Here is an 18,493-nt window from a genome sequence, read left to right on the forward strand (position 1 = left end):
TCCTTATGCTTCCGCCCCATGAGCCTGCGCCAGATGGAGTACTTCCTCGCCGTCGTGGAGGAATCCTCCTTCACCCGCGCCGCGGACTCCCTCCACGTCACCCAGCCCGCCCTCTCCCACCAGGTCAAGGCCCTGGAGCGGTCCGTGGGCGGCCCCCTGCTGGAGCGCATGCCGCGCGGGGTCCGGCTCACCGCCATGGGCCGCGCCTTCCTCCCGCACGCCCAGCTCGCCGTACGCAGCGCCCACCAGGCCGAACGGGCCGCCCGCGCCGCCGCCGGGGTCGCCGGCGGCGAACTGCACCTCGCCACCGTCCACGCCGTCGCCGTCGGCCTGCTCCCCGGCGTCGTGGCCCGCTGGCGGGCCCTGCACCCCGGGGTGTCGCTCATGCTGCGCGAGTACGGCTCCACCGAGGCGCTGGAGGAGGAGCTGGAACGGGGCGCCGCCGACCTCGCAGTGGGACCGGAGCCCGCGCGGTGGACCGGGCCGCTGCTGCCCCTCGGCCGGGAGGAGCTGGTCGTCGTCGTCCCCTCCGACGACCCGCTCGCCGGACGCGCCGCCGTCCGCCTCGCCGAGCTCGCCGACCGCGACTGGATCCGCTGCGCGATGGAGCCGCTGGTCGACGGGGTCCTCGTCCTGGACCGGGCCTGCGGCGAGGCCGGCTTCACCCCGCACACGGTGCTGCGCACCGAGCACACCTCCACTGCCGTAAGGATGGCTGCCGCCGGCGTGGGCATCGTCATGGCCCCCGCCCACATGGCCCGCAGCGCCGTCGGCGAGGACTGCGCGTTGCTCTCCCTCGACCCGGCGTGGCACCGCGGCCTGGCGGTCTTCTCCCGGGTCCCGCTGACCGGCGCCGCCGCGGCCTTCGCCGAACTCCTCGCCGGGGTCGAGCCTGCGGCCACGGCTACGGCTACGGTGACGGCACCGCGGGACGCGAGTGGTCGGCCAGACTGAGCAGCAGATGGGCCGTCTCGGCATGGTAGAAGTCCGAGTGCGCCCCCACCGGGTTGATCCTGGTGCTCCGGTAGCGCCAGCTCGCGTCCACGTTGACGAAGGCGTGGTCCAGCGACGTGTGCGGATAGGGCGTGTCGGCGCGCAGCAGCCGGGTGGCCCACACGTCGTTCGGCGCGAGTCCGGCGCCCGCACGGGACAGGCGCATGCCGGAGTGCCCGATACCGGGCTTCCGCTCGCCCAGCAGGTGCCAGAACCCCGTCGCCCGGTCGTGGCGCGAGTGGGTGAACACCAGCGGTCCGCCGACCGGTGAGGTGTGGCCCAGCGGCCCGGGGCGCAGCCGCGTGAACAGGGACTCGAAAGCCTCGGTGGGTGCCGCCATCTGCAGGACCGTCAGCGTGTCGACAGTGAACGGGCGCGAGGGGTGCGCGGTGGTGCTCCAGCCCAGCGTCCCGCCCTGCCACGTGTCCGCGGCCCGGGTCACCGCCTCGCACAGGAAGCGGCCCCCGAAGGAGTGGCCGACCAGGTGCAGGTACTGGCCGCCGCGGGTGCGCAGGGTCCGGTCCGCCGGATCGCCCCGCTCGGTGTGCAGATAGCCCAGCAGATGGCCCAACACGTGCGGGGCGTATCCGGAGTCCGGGGCGCTCATCGCGTGGGCCCGCTCGCGGACCTTCTCGTAGCCGCCCTTGGTGATCAGCGACGAGGAGGGCCAGCGCACCACCACCGTCCACGGGGCGTAGCGTTCCCGCAGGCCCGGGTAGAGGGCCGCGCGAGCCGTGCGCTGGCGGTCCATGAGGGCGAGCAGCCGCTGCGCCGAGCGGACGGCCGAGTCCCGGCCCGTCCGCCAGCCGTGCACGTACACGATGATGTCGGTGGCCCAGGCCGGCGGGACGAGCCGCTCGGCCAGGTACCGGGTCAGCCGGTCGGCGCGCACCTGCCGGCCGGTGGCGGCGGACAGCAGCCACCCCTCCTTGTCGAGGTCGACGGTGGTCAGCGCTTCCGCGGGTACGGCCGCGGGCCGTACCGGGCGGCGCGCGGACAGGCGGTGTCGGCGTCGTGTGTTCATGAACGCGTCGGTCCTTCCTGGGACGCGGGCAGACGGCTGTCCATCCCGCAGACGAGGCCGTAGGTCAGGGCCAGCGGATTGCGGTACTCCCTGGCGAACCAGCGCACGGTCTCCAGCACGGCCCGCCCGGCGGGCAGCCCGTCGGTCACGTAGAGGGTCAGGAAGCGCAGCGCGAACTCGGCTCCGAAGACCTGCGGCATGGCGATGGACGGGGCCAGGACACCGAGGGCGCCGTGTTTGACCAGGGCGGCGGAGATGCCGGCGTAGCCCGCGGTGGCCGGGGCCCCGGCGAAGCACACGTTGAGCAGGACCATGGGGTGGAAGAGGCACAGCGTGCCCTCCCGGGCGTTGGCCTCGGTGTGCCGCTTGCGGTACCGGTCCACGATCGAGGCGTCGATCGGGACGGGGTCGCTCAGCCGCAGGGCCTGCCAGGTCCGGTCCCCCTGCCGGACGTACTCGCCGTGGCAGTAGAAGTACATCAGGGCGTGGTCGACGACCGGCTGGTGCAGCGTCGCCAGCAGCTCGCTGCCGTGGAAGTGCTCCGACAGCTCCGTGCGGTCGTCGAGGAGCTTCACGACGTCGTCCGCGAGCAGGTTGCCCGCCAGCTCCTCGTCCGTCCAGGCGCTGGAGGCGGGGCGGGCGCGGGTGGACTCGTACCAGTACGCGGTCGGATACACACCCGCGAGTGCCTCGATCTCGTGCCGGTGCCCCAGGAACGCGGCGAACGGGTCGCCCGGCGGCTCCTCGCCGGGTACGCCGGCGCTGTGGCCCGCACCGACGGCCAGCAGCGGCCAGGGCAGATCGAGATCGGAGTCGAAGCGGATCCGCAGGTCCCGGCGACCGAGCAGGTCCAGCAGCCGGCGCCGCACCTCGGCGAGTTCGCGGCCCTGCCCGGCGAGCAGCTCGTCGAGCAGGTACTCGCCCTCCTCGGCCAGTTCGGCGACCTGGGCCAGCACCTCGACGGCCGAACGGCCGCTGAGGTCGGCGAGGTTGGTGTGCGGCAGGACGTCGAGCGGCCCCTGCCGCCGGGACGGCTGGTAGGCGACGAACTCCTGCCAGCGGGATATCAGGCGCGCCGACAGCGTCCTGAGCTCCTCGGCGCCGGTCTCCAACACCGTGTAGTACGAGCCGGTGCGGGGCTGCGGCAGGATCTCCGGATCGCCCCACAGGCACAGGGTGGTCACCGTGTCGGAAGGGGTCCGGATGCAGACGGTCAGATGCCGTACTCCGCAGGACGGGGGTTCCGCGAGCAGCCGGTATCCACGGCTGGGGTCCTGCGGGGCGGACAGGGCGAGCTGGCGGTTCAACGGTTCAGAACTCCGGTCCTTCGTGCGGGGAGGAGCCGAGGAGGACGGGCTCCGCGGCTTCCAGGGTCGCGTCGAGTTCCTGCAGCACCACCCCGTGCGCGCGGTCGTAGACGGTGATCCGCAGCTGGTGCCGCCCCGGGGTGTACGCGGTGAACGTGAAGGCCGCGGCCTGCCCTCCGGGGGCCTGTACGCGGTAGTCCGCGCACGGCGGTACGAGGGTCGAGCCGGCTCCGCGCGGTGACGCCACCAGCACCAGCTCGGCGGGGGCCCGGGTGTCCCCCGGGGACCGGTGCCAGGGGTGGCCCGCGGGAACGTCGAGGGTGAACTCCAGCCGGACGGACCTGCCCACGTGCGCGGGCGCGTCGATCAGGGTCAGCCGGGGGGTGCAGGCCGGCAGCCGGAGCCGGTGGGCGGGCATCGCGGCCGTGGGGCCCGCCTCCGCCTCCGCCCCTCCGGACGGCGCGGCCGACACGGCGGCAGGCCGGGGCTGCGCCTGCGCACCGGGCTCCCGTGCGGGGGTGGCGCGCAGCAGGGCCAGACAGTGCCAGCTCGCCGTCAGCAGCACCCGTACCGTCCCGTACGCCGCGCCGAACACCGCCCCCGACAGGAGGGCCGTCAGCGGGTCCGGGGCGGAGGGGCGGCTGACCAGGTGCCAGCCGAAGAGAGTGACCAGGGTGACCAGCACACCCGTCAGGAAGGCGGCCATGGCCCGGCTGGTGGCGGTGGTGAACAGGTGCACCAGCCGTTCCCGAAGGGACTCCCAGAAGGACGGCGGCGGCCGGTTCGCGACGGCCCAGTGCCCGCCGGGCACGGGTTCGTGCTGCCCGGCGAGCCGGCGCAGCGAGACCACGGCCGGAGCGGCGGAGGTACGGGCGCCGGGGTACGGGGAGAGCAGGACCTCCAGCAGGAGGGTGAGCTCCGCCTCCCCGGGGATCCTGGGAGGGCGGGCGTCGTGCACCTTGCGGATCCAGCGGAACCTCCGCAGCGGCCCGTACAGCAGGCTGCGGCTGCCCATCAGGATCTCGTAGAGGACCATCCCGAGGGCCCAAAGGTCACCGGAGCGGGTCGGGAACGGAGGCCGGTCGGCCGTCCGCCGGGCCAGTTCGGGCGCGGTGTAGCGGGAGTCGGGCCGCCAGGGGCGGATCCAGGGCCCCTGCCCGTCGTGCGGTGAGGGCGCCGTTCCGTAGCCGGCGAGGGCCAGGGTGCGGTCGTCGCGGAAGAACACGTTGCGGGGGTCGAAGCGGCCGTGCGCGATGCCCGCGTCGTGCAGCTCCTGGAGGGCGGTCGCCATCTCCACCCCGAGGTAGGCGGCGCCCGCGCCGCCGAGCTTGCCCTGCTCCTTGAGTAATCGGCTCAGGGAGATCGGCTGGACGGGGTCCATGACGACCCAGACGGACCCGCCGTGCTCGAACGCGTCGTGCACGGCCAGGAGGTGGGGCGTACGCGGTGACGCGACCCGCCGGATCTGGCGCAGCAGATCACCCGGTACCGCGACCCGGTCCTTGCCCGTGTCCGCGCCGGCCGCGCCCTTCGCGTACGTGGTCCGGCCCTTGGCGGCCGGTAGTCGGGGCGCGGCCCCCGCCGGCCGCTCCTGCAACGCATCCAGCATCGACCCGGGCCGCGACGGCTGCGTCAGCGGCAGCAGCTGCTGGATGAACACCTCGGCCCTCTCTTTCTGGTCGAAGGCGGACCAGAAGACGGCTCCCTCGTGCTCCTCCCAGGCCTGGTCCAGCCAGTACCGCTGCCGGAGCACGCCCGGGTTCTCGGCCTCCATGCGCTCGCCCCCTCCACCCGGGCGCGCGGACCGTGCGGCTCGGGTGCGAAACAGCCTAGTGCTGCGACCGGCCCCGGCGCAGGCGATCAGCGGCGCAGCCACACCCCCGCCGGGCGGCCGTCCAGCAGCGCCGACACCGTCACCGAACCGCTGTGCCGTACCGGGGATTTCGAGCCGGAGGGGGAGGGGAGGACCGGGGTCCACCCGCCGGGCGGCAGGTCCAGCCGGGTGCCGCGCCAGCCGCCCGCCGCCGCCAGCCGGTGGGACAGCCGGGTGGCCGCCACCAGCAGCCCCGGGCCCCGGGTGAAGGCCACCAGGTGATCCGCCGCCGGGCCCCGGGCCGATGCCGGGGCGTAGCCGCGGAACAGTTCCGGCCGGTCCCGGCGCAGCCGCAGCAGCGCCGCCGTGAGGGCCAGCTTCTCCTCGGCCGGGCCCTGCGGGGCGGCCCCCGCGTCCAGCCGTGCCAGCGCCTCCCGCGGGAAGTGCGCCGGCCGCCGGTTGTCCGGGTCGACCAGCGCCCGGTACTCGGTCTCCGCGCCCTGGTAGACCTCCGGGACGCCCGGCATCGCCAGGTGCAGCAGCGCCATGCCGAGCAGATTGGCGCGCGCCGCCTCGGCGAGGTCCGCCGGGACGTCCAGCGGCGCCGGGGCATGGCCGGGGACGCCGGCCTCGTACTCCTCGTCCGGGTCGGTCCAGCTCGTGCGCAGGGCGGCCTCGCGGGCCGCCTTGAGCAGTGCGTCCGCCAGCCGCGGCACCGCCTCCGGGGCCGGGCCGAGTCCGAGCGCCGTCTGCCGGGCCACCCACGCCAGGTGGGGATCACGGACGTCCTCCCCGCCGGCCGGGCCGTCAGGTGCCGTCATCAGCTCCGGCGCCTGGGACAGCGCCGAGATCCGGGCCCGCACGTCCGCGCTGCGCTTGGTGTCGTGCGTGGACAGCACCGTGCCGGTGCCGGGCCAGTCCCGCGCCAGCGCGGCGCAGTACGCGTGGAACTCCTCGGGCGCCACCGCCGGACGCCCCGGCTCCCCGCCCACCTCGGTGGCCGACAGCAGCGGCGCGTACCGGTAGAAGGCACGGTCCTCAAGGGACTTGGCGCGCAGGGCGGCCGACGTCTGGGCGAAGCGCGCGGCGAAGGCAGGGTCCCGCAGCAGCAGCTCCCGTACGCCGGCCACCGCGGCCGGGCCGGCCAGCTCGGACGCCCGCTCCAGCGCCTGCGGCGGCAGCTCCGGCTCGCCCGGATAGGGCCGGTAGACGGGGAAGGCGATCAGCAACTCCCGTACGGCAGCCGCCAGCTCTTCACCGGCCCGCCGCTCCAGCGCCCCCAGCTCGGCGGCCAGGTCCCCGGTCAGCACCTCCCGCGCACAGGCCCGGGCCGTCTCCGGCCACGGCGGCATCCCGGTGAACCGCCCGAACCGGTCGGCCAGTTCGGCGGCGCCCGCCGGATCCGTGAACACCCCGTCGACCCGGTGCAGGGCGTCGTACCCGGTGGTCCCCGCCACCGGCCACCCGGCCGGCAGCCGCTCGTGGCGGGCCAGGATCTTCTCCACCACCACCCAGCAGCCGTCGCCCGCCGCGGCCCGCAGCCGGCCCAGGTACTCCTCCGGGTCGGCCAGGCCGTCCACGTGGTCGATCCGCAGACCCTGCGCGACCCCGTCACGGACCAGCTCCAGCACCTTCGCATGGGTGGCCGTGAACACCTCCGGATCCTCCACCCGGACCCCGATCAGCTCCGAAATGGTGAAGAAGCGCCGGTAGTTGAGCGCACCGGGGGTCTCCCGCCACCACACGGGCCGGTACCACTGCGCGGCGAGCAGCTCCGGCAGCGGCAGGCCCGCGGTGCCCTCCCGCAGCGGGAACTCCTGCTCCCCGTGGCGCAGCACCTCCCCGTCGACCCGCAGGTCGCACGAGTCCACCGGGCCGGGGAGCAGCGGGAGCGCCACCCGGCCGCCGCCCGCCTCCCAGTCGATGTCGAACCAGCGCGCGTACGGCGAGCCGGGCCCGTCCCGCAGCACCTCCCACAGCGGCCGGTTCAGCCGCAGCGGCGTCGGCACCGCCATGTGGTTGGGCACGATGTCGAGGACCAGCCCGAGGCCGTGCGCCCGGGCGGCCCCGGCCAGGGCCCGCAGGCCGGCCTCGCCGCCCAGCTCGGCCCGTACCCGGGAGTGGTCGGTGACGTCGTACCCGTGGGCCGATCCGGGCGCCGCCTCCAGGACGGGGGAGAGGTGCAGGTGCGACACGCCGAGCGAGGCGAGGTACGGCACGGCCGCCTCGGCCGCCGCGAAGGGGAATTCCGGGCACAGTTGGAGGCGGTAGGTCGACGCCGGGGTGACAGGACTCGGAACGTCGGATTCCGATGCTGGGGTCGGGCGCGGCTGGCTCATGAGAACGTACGTACCCAGCCTGCCGGATTCCGTGCCATGACCCAATGCATCCGAGTGACTGCGCCGCGTTAGTGTCGATCAAGTGCTTGGAACCGTCACCACCTACCGAAGAGTCATCGCCCTGACCGGGCCGCTGCTCCCGCTCGTCTCCTTCCTCGCCCGGCTGCCCGTCGCGATGTCCCAGTTCGGAAGCTTCCTCCTGGTCGCGCAGACCAGCGGCTCCCTGGCCACCGCCGGCATAGTCGGAGGGGCCCTCTCCCTCGGCCAGGTCCTCTTCGGGCCCGTCCTGGGCCGGCTCGCCGACCGGCACGGCCAGCGGCCCGTCGTCCTGGCCGCCGCAGCGGTCAACGCCGTGGCCACCGCCGCCCTGGTCGCCGGTGCGCTCACGCACCTCGCGACGCCGCCGCTCGCCGCGGTCGGCGCCCTCACCGGCGCCTCCGTACCGCTGATCGGGCCGCTGGCTCGGACCCGATCCGTCGTCCTGGCCCGCCGTGCCAAGGCCGACGAGGGTGTCGTGGGTGCCGTACACGCCCTCGAAGGCACCCTGGACGAGGTCTCCTTCGTCTTCGGCCCCGCCCTGGTCGGGCTGGCCGCGCTGGTCGCGCACCCGGCCTTCGCCCTCGCCGGCGCGGCCGGTCTCGTCGCCGTCTTCGGCGGCGCCTTCGCCCTGCACCCGACCGCCTCCGCCACCCCCGGGGTCCCGGCCCGGGCGCGGCGGGCCGGCAGCCGGGTGCGGCCGCCCGCCGTGGTCTACGCCGTCCGGGGCTCCCTCGCCCTCCAGGGGGTGATGTTCGGCGCCTGCCAGGCCGGCATCACCGCGCTGACCATCCGCCTCGGCGTCCCGGACCAGGCCGCCGTCGTCTACTCCGCGATGGGGGTCGTCAGCGCCGCCGTCGGCCTCGCGCTCGGCGCGCTGCCCGCCCGGTACGGCCTGCGGCTGCGCTGGCGGGTGGCGACCGGCGCCGCCCTCGTACTCTCGGCGCCCCTGCTGGTCACCGACGGCCTGTGGCCGCTGTACGCGGTCGTCACCGTGCTCGGCGCCGCCTACGCACCCCACCTGATCACCGCGTTCGCGCTGACCGAGCGGGTCGTGGAACCGGCCCGGCTCGCCACCGCCATGGCCTTCGCCGCCAGCAGCCTGGTGGCCGGTCAGGCCGTCGCGCTCGTGGTCTGCGGGCGCCTCGCCGAGCGGTACGGTCCCGGCGGCGCCTTCGCCGTGGCCGTGGGGGCGGCAGCGCTCTGCCTGACTCTCGCCCTGGTCACCCGGGTGCCGGCCGCGGGCCCGGCTGCCACGGGTACGCCCGCCGGGCCGGAGCCGGGCGCTGCGGAGGACCCCGCCGCCGGGCCGGGCCCCGCCGCCGGGCCGGGCCGGCCGCCGACCCAGGGCCCCGCCTACGCCGGCCGCTGAAGCACCACGAGGCACCGCCCCGTCAGCGCCACCCGGTCGCCGGCCGCGTACTGCGGCCCGGTACCGGGTGGCAGCACGTCCGCCCGGGAGGTGTCCACCACCAGCCGCCACTGCGTACCGTGCCCCGGCGGGACGGTGAACTCCTGTGGGTCCGCACCCGCGTTGAACATCAGCAGGAACGAGTCGTCGGTGATCCGCTCCCCGCGGCTGCCCGGCTCGGAGATCGCCTCCCCGTTCAGGAACACCGTCAGCGCCCGCGCGTGCTGCGCCTGCCAGTCCCGCGCCCGCATCTCCTCCCCGTGCGGGGTGAACCAGGCGATGTCGGAGAGCTCGTCGTGCGTGCCCTCCACCGGCCGCCCGTGGAAGAACCGGCGCCGCCGGAACACCGGGTGGTCGCGCCGCAGCCACACCATCCGCCGCGTGAACTCCAGCAGCGAGGGCGCCGGCTTGCCGGGCTCCGGCCAGGCGACCCACGACAGTTCGTTGTCCTGGCAGTAGGCGTTGTTGTTGCCGCCCTGCGTGCGGCCGAACTCGTCGCCGTGGCTGAGCATCGGCACCCCCTGCGACAGCAGCAGGGTGGCCGTGAAGTTGCGCATCTGCCGCTCGCGCAGCGCCACGACCTCCGGGTCCTCCGTCGGCCCCTCCACCCCGCAGTTCCAGGACCGGTTGTGGCTCTCGCCGTCCCGGTTGCCCTCCCGGTTGGCCTCGTTGTGCTTCTCGTTGTACGAGACGAGGTCGTTCAGGGTGAAGCCGTCGTGGCAGGTGGTGAAGTTGATGGACGCCAGCGGGCGCCTGCCGTCGTCCTGGTAGAGGTCCGAGGAGCCGGTCAGCCGACCCGCGAACTCCGCGAGCGTGCGCGGCTGCCCGCGCCACAAGTCGCGTACGGTGTCGCGGTACTTGCCGTTCCACTCCGTCCACAGCGGCGGGAAGTTGCCCACCTGGTAGCCGCCCTCGCCCAGGTCCCACGGCTCGGCGATCAGCTTCACCTGGCTGACCACCGGGTCCTGCTGGACCAGGTCGAAGAACGACGACAGCCGGTCCACCTCGTGGAACTGACGGGCCAGCGTCGCCGCGAGGTCGAAGCGGAAGCCGTCCACGTGCATCTCGGTGACCCAGTAGCGCAACGAGTCCATGATCAGCTGGAGCACGTGCGGGGAGCGCATCAGCAGGGAGTTCCCGGTGCCCGTGGTGTCCATGTAGTGCCGCGGATCGTCCGACAGCCGGTAGTAGGAGGCGTTGTCCAGCCCCCGGAAGGACAGCGTCGGCCCCAGGTGGTTGCCTTCGGCGGTGTGGTTGTAGACGACGTCGAGGATCACCTCGATCCCCGCCTCGTGCAGGGCCCGCACGGCCGACTTGAACTCCAGCACCTGCTGCCCGCGGTCCCCGGAGGCGTAGCCGTTGTGCGGGGCGAAGAAGCCGATCGTGTTGTAGCCCCAGTAGTTGCTCAGCCCGTCGTTGACCAGCCGGTGGTCGTTGACGAACTGGTGCACCGGCATCAGCTCCAGCGCCGTCACCCCGAGCTTGGCCAGATGCCCGATGACCGCCGGGTGCGCGAGCGCACCGTACGTCCCGCGCAGCTCCTCGGGCAGCTCCGGATGGCGCATGGTCAGGCCCTTGACGTGCGCCTCGTACAGCACGGTGTGGTGGTACTCGTGGCGCGGCGGACGGTCGTTGGCCCAGTCGAAGTACGGGTTCACCACCACCGAGCTCATGGTGTGCGGGGCGGAGTCCAGGTCGTTGCGGGAGTCGGGACGCCCGAAGTGGTAGCCGTACACCGCCTCGTTCCAGTTCACGCTGCCGCTGATGGCCCGGGCGTACGGGTCCAGCAGCAGCTTCGCCGCGTTGCAGCGGCGGCCGCGCTCCGGCTCGTAGGGCCCGTGCACGCGGAAACCGTAGCGCTGCCCGGGCATGATGCCGGGGAGGTAGGCGTGGCGGACGAAGGCGTCCGTCTCCCGCAGCTCGACGGCCGTCTCGGACCCGTCGTCGTGGAGGAGGCACAGCTCGATGCGCCGGGCCGCCTCCGAGTAGACGGCGAAGTTGGTGCCGGCGCCGTCGTACGTAGCGCCGAGGGGATACGCCTGTCCTGGCCAGACCTGCATAGACAACGACTCTTCCCTCGGTGTCGAAGACGTCCCGGATGATCCGGCTTGGACCGCGTCACTGCCAGATCTTCCCCGAAAGAGGGGCCGCAAGCGCGGACTTGGGAGTGCTCCTACCGGGTGACCCGCAGACCCGACAGTCAGGTCAGCGGACTGTCCGCGCATCGGATAATGGGTCGATGCACGATCCGTGTGCGGGCCATCGGGCTGCACCGGGCCGCGCGCGCGGGATACCCTTCCGTGATCACTGGAGACGGGCGTCCAGACGCAGAAGGCGGTGCACGGGTGAGCTCGGGAGGTCTGGAGCTGCCCCCTGGTGACAGCAGTCACGAGGGTGGTCCGGCGGACGCCCCAGGTGGTGTCCCCGGCGGGGCGCCGACGGGGCTCCCGGCAGGGGCGGTCTCCCTGGCGGGCGGGCCCGCGGACGCGGCAGGCGCGGGGGCCGGCGCCGAACTGGACTGGGGCGCGGACGCCTGGAGCGAGGTCCGTACGCGGGCGCAGCGCGCGGGCCGGGCGTACATCTGGCTCAACCTGATCGAACAGCGGCTGCGGTCGGTGGTCGGCGCGGTGCTGCGGCCGATCTACGAACCGGTGCACGGCGGGGACGACTGGGTCGTCGCGGCCGCCGGCCCCGCCGGGCAGGAGTGGGTGCAGCGGGCCGTCGCCGTACGCGAGGTCAGCCGGCGCAAGGGCTACCTCCTCGACTCCGCCGACGACAACGTGCTGAGCTTCCTGACCCTGCCGCAGCTGCGGGAGCTGATGGTCCAGCACTGGCCCTGCTTCGAGCCGTACTTCGACGACCGGCGCGAGATCGAGCTGGCCCTGGACGAGCTGGAGGTCACCCGCAACGTCGTCTCCCGCAACCGGGCCCTGTCGCGGCCCGTGCTGGAGCAGGCGGAGCGGGCCTCGGCGCGGCTGCTGGAGGTACTGGGCGGCGGCTCGGGCAGCCCCGCCGCCGACCGGCTGCCGATCGACGCCGTCGAGGACCTGGTGGGCGACCGGTACGCGGACGTCGTCTCCGTCCACCCCGACCGGGTGCGGCTCCAGCGGAACCTGCCCGCGGAGGACCTCTTCGGGGGTGCGCGACGGCTCGACGCCATCGGGATAGGGCTCAACCTGCTGGTGCAGAACTTCTCGGGGCGAAGACTCGTCCGGCTCACGGAGGCGGGCTGCCGGGTGCGGCTGCTGTTCCTGAACCCGGCGAGCAGCGCGGTCAAACGGCGCGAGCGGGAGCTGGGACTGCGCAAGGGGGAGCTGAGCCGCTCCGTGGAGATGAACATCCTGCACGTACGGCGGGTGCGGGCGGGACTGAAGGACCCCTCGCGCTTCGAGATCCACGTCTTCGACGAGACGCCGCGCTTCACCGCCTACCTGGTCGAGGGGCAGGCGTCGGGCATCGCGGTGGTCCAGTCGTACCTGCGCCGGGCGCGCGGCATGGAGTCACCGGTGCTGGTGCTGCGGGGCGGCGGCCGGGGGGTGCCCAAGGACGCGGACCACGGACTGTTCGCGACGTACCGGGAGGAGTTCGAGTCGATGTGGGAGGACTCACGCCCGGTGTCGTGACCCCCGCGGCCGCTGCCGGAGGGCCCCGTAGCCGGGCTTGTCAGTGGCCCGTGGCAGGCTGAAACCCGTTGACCGGAGACGTACGGGGGAGGGACACGGGGTGGAGGACCAACACGGTGCGGGGGGCCGGCACGGCCGGGTGCTGATCGGATTCGACCTGGAGACGACCGGCACGGAGCCGGCGGCCGCGGGGGGCCGCCCGGCCCACCCGGCGGTACACGCCGGAACGAGGGCCGCGCGATGAGCTGGATCAGCGGGCCGTTGATGGCCTTCGACCTGGAGACCACGGGCACCGACGTCGAGACCGACCGCATCGTGACGGCGGCGGTCGTGCGCCTGGATCCGGAAGGAGCCGTCTCGGCGGAACGGACCTGGCTGCTGAATCCCGGCGTGGCCATACCCGAGCAGGCGTCGGCGATCCACGGCATCTCGACGGAACACGCCCGCGAGCACGGGGTACCCGCCGCTTCAGCCGTCGAGGAGATCGCGCGGGCCGTCGCCGAGGGGCTGCGCTCCGGGACGCCCCTGGTGGTGATGAACGCACGCTACGACCTGTCGCTGCTGGACCGTGAGTGCCGGCGCTACGACGTCGCGTCGATCAGCGAGCGGCTGGGCGGCATGCCTGCGCCCGTCATCGATCCGCTGGTGATCGACAAGCACATCGACAAGTACCGCAAGGGCAAGCGGGCCCTGCACGCGCTGTGCGCCCACTACGGCGTGGTCCTCGACGACGCGCACGACGCGCGGGCCGACGCCGTGGCCGCCGCCCGTGTGGTGCGGCGCATAGGTGAGAAGCACCGGCCCGTCGGCCTGATGCCGCTAACGGACCTGCACGGCCTTCAGGTGCGCGCGGCGGCCCAACAGTCGGCCTCCCTCCAGGCCTATCTGAGGCGTACCGCGGATCCGTCGGCCGTGGTCGAGCCGGCCTGGCCGCTCATCCCCCGGATGCGCTGACCGCGGCGGTCAGCGCTCTCCGGGGGAGAGGGCCTGTAGGTGGGAGAGAGTGATCCGACGCCGTGGCAGGTCGACGTCCACGATCTTCACGGCGAGGAGGTCTCCGACCTGTACCACCTCCTCGGGTCCGTTCACGTGTCCTTCTGCCAGCTCGGAAAGGTGCACCAGGCCTTCGAGGCCGCCCTCTCCGTCTTCGATGCGCACGAAGGCGCCGAACGGGACGAGTTCGGTGACGACGCCGATCACCGTCCGGCCGACCTGCTGGACGAACGGCGGCATCGGGTCCCGCTGCAGTGCCTTCAGGGACAGTGGCACGCGCTCCCTCACGAGGTCGACGTCGAGGATCTCGGCCGAGATCTCCTGGCCGACGGAGACGATTTCGGACGGGTGGTCGAAACGGCGCCAGGACAGTTCGGGAATGTTGATCATCGCGGTGAAGCCGCCGATGTCCACGAAGGTCACACCGAAGTCGGCGATCACCGTGACCGTGCCGGTGATGATCTGGCCACGGCGGAGCGTCTTCAGAAAGGCCCAGTTCCGGTCACTCGGCGTCGGCTCGGTCCGCCACCGGGCTCGCAGGACGCCGTCGCTGTCGGGCAGGACCGCGGTGAACAGCGGGTGACGTTCGCCGAGGGCCACAGGCAGGGCCATGGCAGCACGTGCACCTGCCACGAGGGTGGCCAGCTCCTCGTACTCGGACTCGTCGGCGATCGTGCCGGCGAGCTTCCCGTTCTCGTCCTCCCACACGATCTCCACCGGACCTTCGCCGGGAAGCGAGGCGAGGACCGCGTCGACATCGGTGGCCAGGTCAGGCCAGACGGTCAACCGGGCACGCGGGGTGAGTCGGGTGCGTATCGCTTCGAGAGTGCCGCCGGTGAGGCGGTGCCAGCGGGAGGCGTTGTGGAGGTGTTCCTCCTCCAGGATCGCTGCGTGCCGCATGGCGACGGACCAGCGCACGCGCGCCCAGAAGTCCTCGTCGGCGGGCCGCTGTACGCCGGGCTCGTCGGAGTCCGCGTCGTAGGGCGAGGTTTCCAGCCGCTCCGGGAAGAGGCCGAGAACCCGGGTGCCGGCGACCGCGTGCTCGCAGGGCCTGTCGCTGCCGACGTAGACGTACTGGTCCCAGCCGACATGCACACTGAACCTGTCCTCCACCTCCAGACGGCACCAGGCACCGTTGTCGCGGAGCATGACACGGACCAGCTCCAGGCCGAGGGAGACGGGCACCTCCGCACCGTCGTGGAATCCGCTGAGGTCGGGTGGGAAGAGCCCGGCAAGGCCGTGAACGTCGGCCGCCGGCTCCAGGCCGAAGCGGGCCAGGCCGGAGATCCCCGGCTCGCGAATGACCAGGTGGTCGATGCCGGTGTCCTCGGCGAAGGCGGCAATCGCCTGCAGATACGCGGCCTCGACCGGTCCGTGATCGCTGGTCGAGTCCTCGGCGCCGATGTAGCTGCCGTGCTCGTCGCGGTCGGCAGGGTCGTACTTGGTGATCCGGTAGACGAAGGGCGGCACGTTGCTCCCGTGGTTGTCGGTCGGCATGGTTTCGGCCTGACGGGTCCGCCCGAAGGGCGGGCGGACCCGCGAAGTCACCACCCCCTAGCGGGCGAGGAACGGGGTCAGGGCCGCCGTGAGTTCGTCGGGGGCGTCCAGTGCGATGAGGTGGGCGGCCGTCGGGAACTCGACCAGGGCGGCGCCGGGGATCTCGGCGGCGTAGCGCCGCGCGATGTCCTGGAAGTCGGGGACGTCGAGCTTGCCGACCCCGACCAGGGTGGGGACCGGGACGCCGGACAGGTCGCCCCGTACGACGCCCTGCGCGTGCTCACCGACGACGTCCTGGTTCACCAGCGACGTGCGGATCGGCTCGCGGAGCCGGTCGGCCAGTCCGGGGGCGACGTCGTCCCACGTGCGGGCCGGGCCGCGCACCCACATGTCGAGGTTCACGGCGACGGCGGCGTCCAGGTCGCCGGCCGCCAGGGCCGCCGTCTCCGCCTCGTCGTACGCGACCATCTCGGCGCCCCAGCCGTACCCCGGCCACGGCGCGGCCAGCACCGCGAGGGAGTGCACCCGGTCCGGATGGGTGAGGGTGAAGTCCACGGCCACCCGGCCGCCCCAGGACGCGCCGACGAGCCGGACCCGCTCGTGGCCGAGGTGGTCCAGGAGCCGGAGCAGGTCGCCGGTCTCGGTGAAGGGACCGCTCGGCGGAGCGGACCGCCCGAAGCCGCGCAGGTCGTAGCGGATGACGGTGTACCGCTCCGCGAGGGCGGGCACGACCGGGTCCCACATGTGGTGGTCGGCGATGCCGGCGTGCACGAGCACGACGGGCGGCCCGTCGCCGGTGACGACGTACGAGAGGTGTCCGAGGTCGTCGGAGAGTGTGATCATCCGCAGATGTTCGCAGGCCGGCCGCCTGCCCACCACTCTTTAGAACGCGTGCCACCGGGTCTGGGGGGCGGCGGTTCGGAGGGAGGTCACGCGGCGGTGGAACTCCGTGCGTGCCGCGGGGTTGGCGGGGGCGTGCTGGGCCACCCAGGCGCAGCTGGCCGTTTCGCGGGCGCCGCGCAGGACCGCGCAGCCCTCCCAGTCGCGGACGTCCCAGCCGTACGCCGCCGTGAACGCCTCGTACTGCGCGGTGGGCATCCCGTACCGGTCGCGGGACAGGGCCATCACCACCAGGTCGTGTTCGCGCAGGTCCGCCGATACGGTCTCCAGGTCGACCAGGACCGGGCCGTCCGGGCCCACGTGGACGTTGCGGGGCAGGGCGTCGCCGTGGACCGGGCCCGGCGGCAGGTGCGGGGTGAGGGCGGCGACCTCGTCCGCGTAGGCGTCCCGGCGGGAGCGCAGGTACGCCGCGTCGGCCGGGTCCACGAAGTCCCCCGCCAGCCGCAGCCAGCGCTCGACCCCGCCCAGCAGATCCCGCGGCGGCAGGGCGAACGGCGGTGCGGGCAGGGCGTGGACGGCCCGCAGCAGCACCGCCAGGTCCTCGGGACCGGCGGGGCGTACGGCTTCCGGGAGCCGGTGCCACAGGGTCAGCGGATGCCCGTCCACCAGTCGCGGCTTCGGCTCGGCGGCGCGGACCGCGGGGATGCCGGAGGCGGCGAACCAGTCGGCCACCGCCAGTTCGCGTTCGGCCCGCTCCAGCAGTGCGGCTTCCCGGCCCACCTTGACCACGAGGCCGCCGACGGCGAACACGGCGTTCTCGCCGAGCGCGAGCAGCAGCGGTTCCCGGAGCCCCGCGCCGGTGAGGCCCGCAGCCGCCAGTACGTCCCTCGCCCGCGCTTCGTCCATGCCGCCGTTCTACCACTCACAGCGGGTCGCCGAGCGGGCCGTGCTCCGCCTCCAGGTTCTTCGCCCAGTGGGCGGCGAAGTCGGGCAGGGTGCCGTCGGCGTCGGTGAACCCGTACTCCTGGTACAGCCCCCAAGTGGCCAGGGCCCGTCCGGACTTGGCCATGATCTGGGGGTCGGCGGCCAGCGCCGCGACCGCCCGGCCCAGGTATGCGGGAGATTCGGAGTGGGCGAAGTCCGGGTCCTGCGCCACGCCGTCGCGCCAGTCGGCCTCGGTGACGCCGAAGTGGTCGAGCACGGCCTCCGAGCGCAGGAAGCCGGGCGTGATCGCCACGGCGGCGACACCGTGCGGCCTGAGCTCGGCGGACTGGGCGAAGGCGAGGCGGATCACCGCCGACTTCGCCAGGTCGTAGAAGAACGAACCGCGGTAGCGGGCGGTGTTGCCGTCGGTGACCTCGACCACCAGCCCGCTCCCGCGGGCGACCATCAGCGGCAGCGCGAACCGGCTCGTGATCACATGGGTCTCCACGGCCTGCCGCAGCAGCCGCAGACCGGTGTCCAGGTCCTGTCCCCACAAGGGGTGTTCCCAGTCGGTCAGCGGATCCCCGCCCCACACCGAGTTGACCAGGACGTCGAGCCGCCCGTCCTGCTCCACGGCGATCCGCTCGACGAGGGCCCGGACCTCCTCGGGACGGCTGTGGTCGGTGCGGACGGGCACACCCACCCCGCCCGCGGCCGTCACCCGGGCCGCCGTGTCCTCGATCGTCTCCGGCCGGCCCATCTCCGAGCGGCCGGCGGCGCCGCTGCTGCGCCCGGTCACGTACACGGTCGCGCCGGCGGCGCCGAGCTCTACGGCGATGCCCCGTCCGCCGCCGCGGGTACCGCCGGCGACCAGGGCCACCTTTCCGGCCAGGGGCGTTTCGGTCGGGGGCTTTCCCGCCGTGGCCTTTCCGGCCGCGGGTGTTCCCCCGGGCGGGCGGGTGTCGGTCGTCATCGGTCCTCCGGTGCGTGGTGGTCCCGCGGCGGATTCCGCGGCGGGAGGTGGGGGAGCAGTACCGCGTCGAGTTCCTGCCGAAGCCGCTGCGCCAGGCTGCCTTGGCGTTCGACGGCCCAGGTCAGGCCCGCGCCGGCGGTGACCGCCTGCACGGTGCCGGCCAGCGCCGCGACATCGGCCCCGGCGCGCAGCTCACCGGCCTCGGCGGCCCGCGCCAGCAGTGCCTCGATCGCCCGCCGCTGGGCCCGGTGCACCGCGAGGGCGCGTTCGTACAGCTGCGGATCGGTGAGGTCCGTACACAGGAAGGCCAGATGGTGGGCGAAGCTCTCCGGCGTGTCCATCCCGGCCATGTGCCCCGCCGTCAGCGCCGCCAGCGCTTCGAGCGCGGACGTCCCGGCCTCCCGTACCCGCCCGGCCGCCTCGCCGGCCTCGCCCGCCTCCTTCGCCGACCGGTCGGCCAGCGCCAGCAGCAGACCGCGCTTGGAGCCGAAGCGCTGCACCAGCGTGCCGGGCACCAGGCCCACCTCCCGCGCCACCGCGGCCAGGGTGAGCCCCGCGGGCCCCACCCTGCCCATGACCTGCGCGGTCGCACGCAGGATCTCCTCGTCCTCGATCCCCCGGGGGCGCCCCACGGCCGCCCACCTCCCTCAGTTAATGAATGCTCGTTCATTTATTCATACGCGGAGCCGCGCCCCGGCGCAAGGCCGGCCGCCCGGCATC

Annotated in this window: 14 protein-coding genes; 4 read left to right on the plus strand and 10 right to left on the minus strand. The window is 73.7% G+C overall.

The window, feature by feature from the left end; translation table 11 throughout:
* The first annotated feature begins 18 nt into the window (after positions 1-18).
* Positions 19-954: a LysR family transcriptional regulator gene (locus BSL84_RS26365; RefSeq protein ID WP_075971269.1), complete on the plus strand. Its 936-nt coding sequence runs from the start codon at positions 19-21 to the stop codon at positions 952-954.
* Here BSL84_RS26365 and BSL84_RS26370 read toward each other — a convergent pair.
* From BSL84_RS26370 to treY, 4 genes are all read right to left on the minus strand, one after another.
* Positions 911-2,017 carry an alpha/beta hydrolase gene (locus BSL84_RS26370; RefSeq protein ID WP_107069633.1) on the minus strand — a complete coding sequence of 369 codons (1,107 nt, stop codon included), beginning with the start codon at positions 2,015-2,017 and terminating at the stop codon, positions 911-913. The genes BSL84_RS26365 and BSL84_RS26370 overlap by 44 nt on opposite strands.
* Positions 2,014-3,324 (minus strand): hypothetical protein, encoded by a 1,311-nt coding sequence (locus tag BSL84_RS26375; protein WP_051873358.1) that lies wholly within the window; start codon positions 3,322-3,324, stop codon positions 2,014-2,016. The genes BSL84_RS26370 and BSL84_RS26375 overlap by 4 nt, the downstream gene beginning before the upstream one ends.
* Before the next feature lie 4 nt (positions 3,325-3,328).
* Positions 3,329-5,098, minus strand: a complete 1,770-nt coding sequence (locus tag BSL84_RS26380; protein WP_075971270.1) for a protein kinase domain-containing protein — start codon at positions 5,096-5,098, stop codon at positions 3,329-3,331.
* Between the two features lie 86 nt (positions 5,099-5,184).
* Positions 5,185-7,476 carry a malto-oligosyltrehalose synthase gene (gene treY, locus BSL84_RS26385; protein ID WP_075971271.1) on the minus strand — a complete coding sequence of 764 codons (2,292 nt, stop codon included), beginning with the start codon at positions 7,474-7,476 and terminating at the stop codon, positions 5,185-5,187.
* 82 nt (positions 7,477-7,558) lie between these two features.
* On the opposite strand from treY, the gene BSL84_RS26390 reads away from it, so the two are divergent.
* Entirely contained in the window at positions 7,559-8,884 is a 1,326-nt protein-coding gene (locus tag BSL84_RS26390; protein WP_075971272.1) for an MFS transporter, read from the plus strand.
* Here the strand turns inward: BSL84_RS26390 and glgX are convergent.
* Positions 8,869-10,983 (minus strand): glycogen debranching protein GlgX, encoded by a 2,115-nt coding sequence (gene glgX, locus BSL84_RS26395; RefSeq protein WP_030032037.1) that lies wholly within the window; start codon positions 10,981-10,983, stop codon positions 8,869-8,871. The genes BSL84_RS26390 and glgX overlap by 16 nt on opposite strands.
* 285 nt (positions 10,984-11,268) lie before the next feature.
* On the opposite strand from glgX, the gene BSL84_RS26400 reads away from it, so the two are divergent.
* A complete protein-coding gene (locus tag BSL84_RS26400) occupies positions 11,269-12,546 on the plus strand; it encodes an SAV2148 family HEPN domain-containing protein (RefSeq protein ID WP_045322388.1) in 1,278 nt (425 codons plus the stop codon).
* Positions 12,547-12,786: 240 nt separating this feature from the next.
* The gene (locus BSL84_RS26405) at positions 12,787-13,500 is read left to right on the plus strand and encodes a 3'-5' exonuclease (protein ID WP_075971273.1); all 714 of its coding nucleotides are present in this window, start codon (positions 12,787-12,789) and stop codon (positions 13,498-13,500) included.
* A 9-nt stretch (positions 13,501-13,509) separates the two neighbouring features.
* Here BSL84_RS26405 and BSL84_RS26410 read toward each other — a convergent pair whose 3' ends face one another.
* The 5 genes from BSL84_RS26410 to BSL84_RS26430 are packed head-to-tail and all read right to left on the minus strand — an operon-like array spanning position 13,510 to position 18,405.
* Positions 13,510-15,036 (minus strand): S1 RNA-binding domain-containing protein, encoded by a 1,527-nt coding sequence (locus BSL84_RS26410; protein WP_234363519.1) that lies wholly within the window; start codon positions 15,034-15,036, stop codon positions 13,510-13,512.
* 57 nt (positions 15,037-15,093) lie between these two features.
* Positions 15,094-15,879 (minus strand): alpha/beta fold hydrolase, encoded by a 786-nt coding sequence (locus BSL84_RS26415; protein WP_075972243.1) that lies wholly within the window; start codon positions 15,877-15,879, stop codon positions 15,094-15,096.
* Between the two features lie 39 nt (positions 15,880-15,918).
* Positions 15,919-16,782, minus strand: a complete 864-nt coding sequence (locus BSL84_RS26420; protein WP_075971274.1) for a phosphotransferase enzyme family protein — start codon at positions 16,780-16,782, stop codon at positions 15,919-15,921.
* Between the two features lie 16 nt (positions 16,783-16,798).
* On the minus strand, positions 16,799-17,773 hold the full coding sequence (locus BSL84_RS26425; RefSeq protein WP_079273300.1) for an SDR family oxidoreductase: 975 nt from the start codon (positions 17,771-17,773) through the stop codon (positions 16,799-16,801).
* Positions 17,770-18,405, minus strand: coding sequence for a TetR/AcrR family transcriptional regulator (locus BSL84_RS26430; protein ID WP_030033150.1), 636 nt, complete (start codon positions 18,403-18,405; stop codon positions 17,770-17,772). Before BSL84_RS26430 ends, BSL84_RS26425 begins: the two co-directional genes overlap by 4 nt.
* Positions 18,406-18,493 lie beyond the last annotated feature (88 nt).

It is taken from the genome of Streptomyces sp. TN58, assembly GCF_001941845.1.
Classification (GTDB): domain Bacteria; phylum Actinomycetota; class Actinomycetes; order Streptomycetales; family Streptomycetaceae; genus Streptomyces.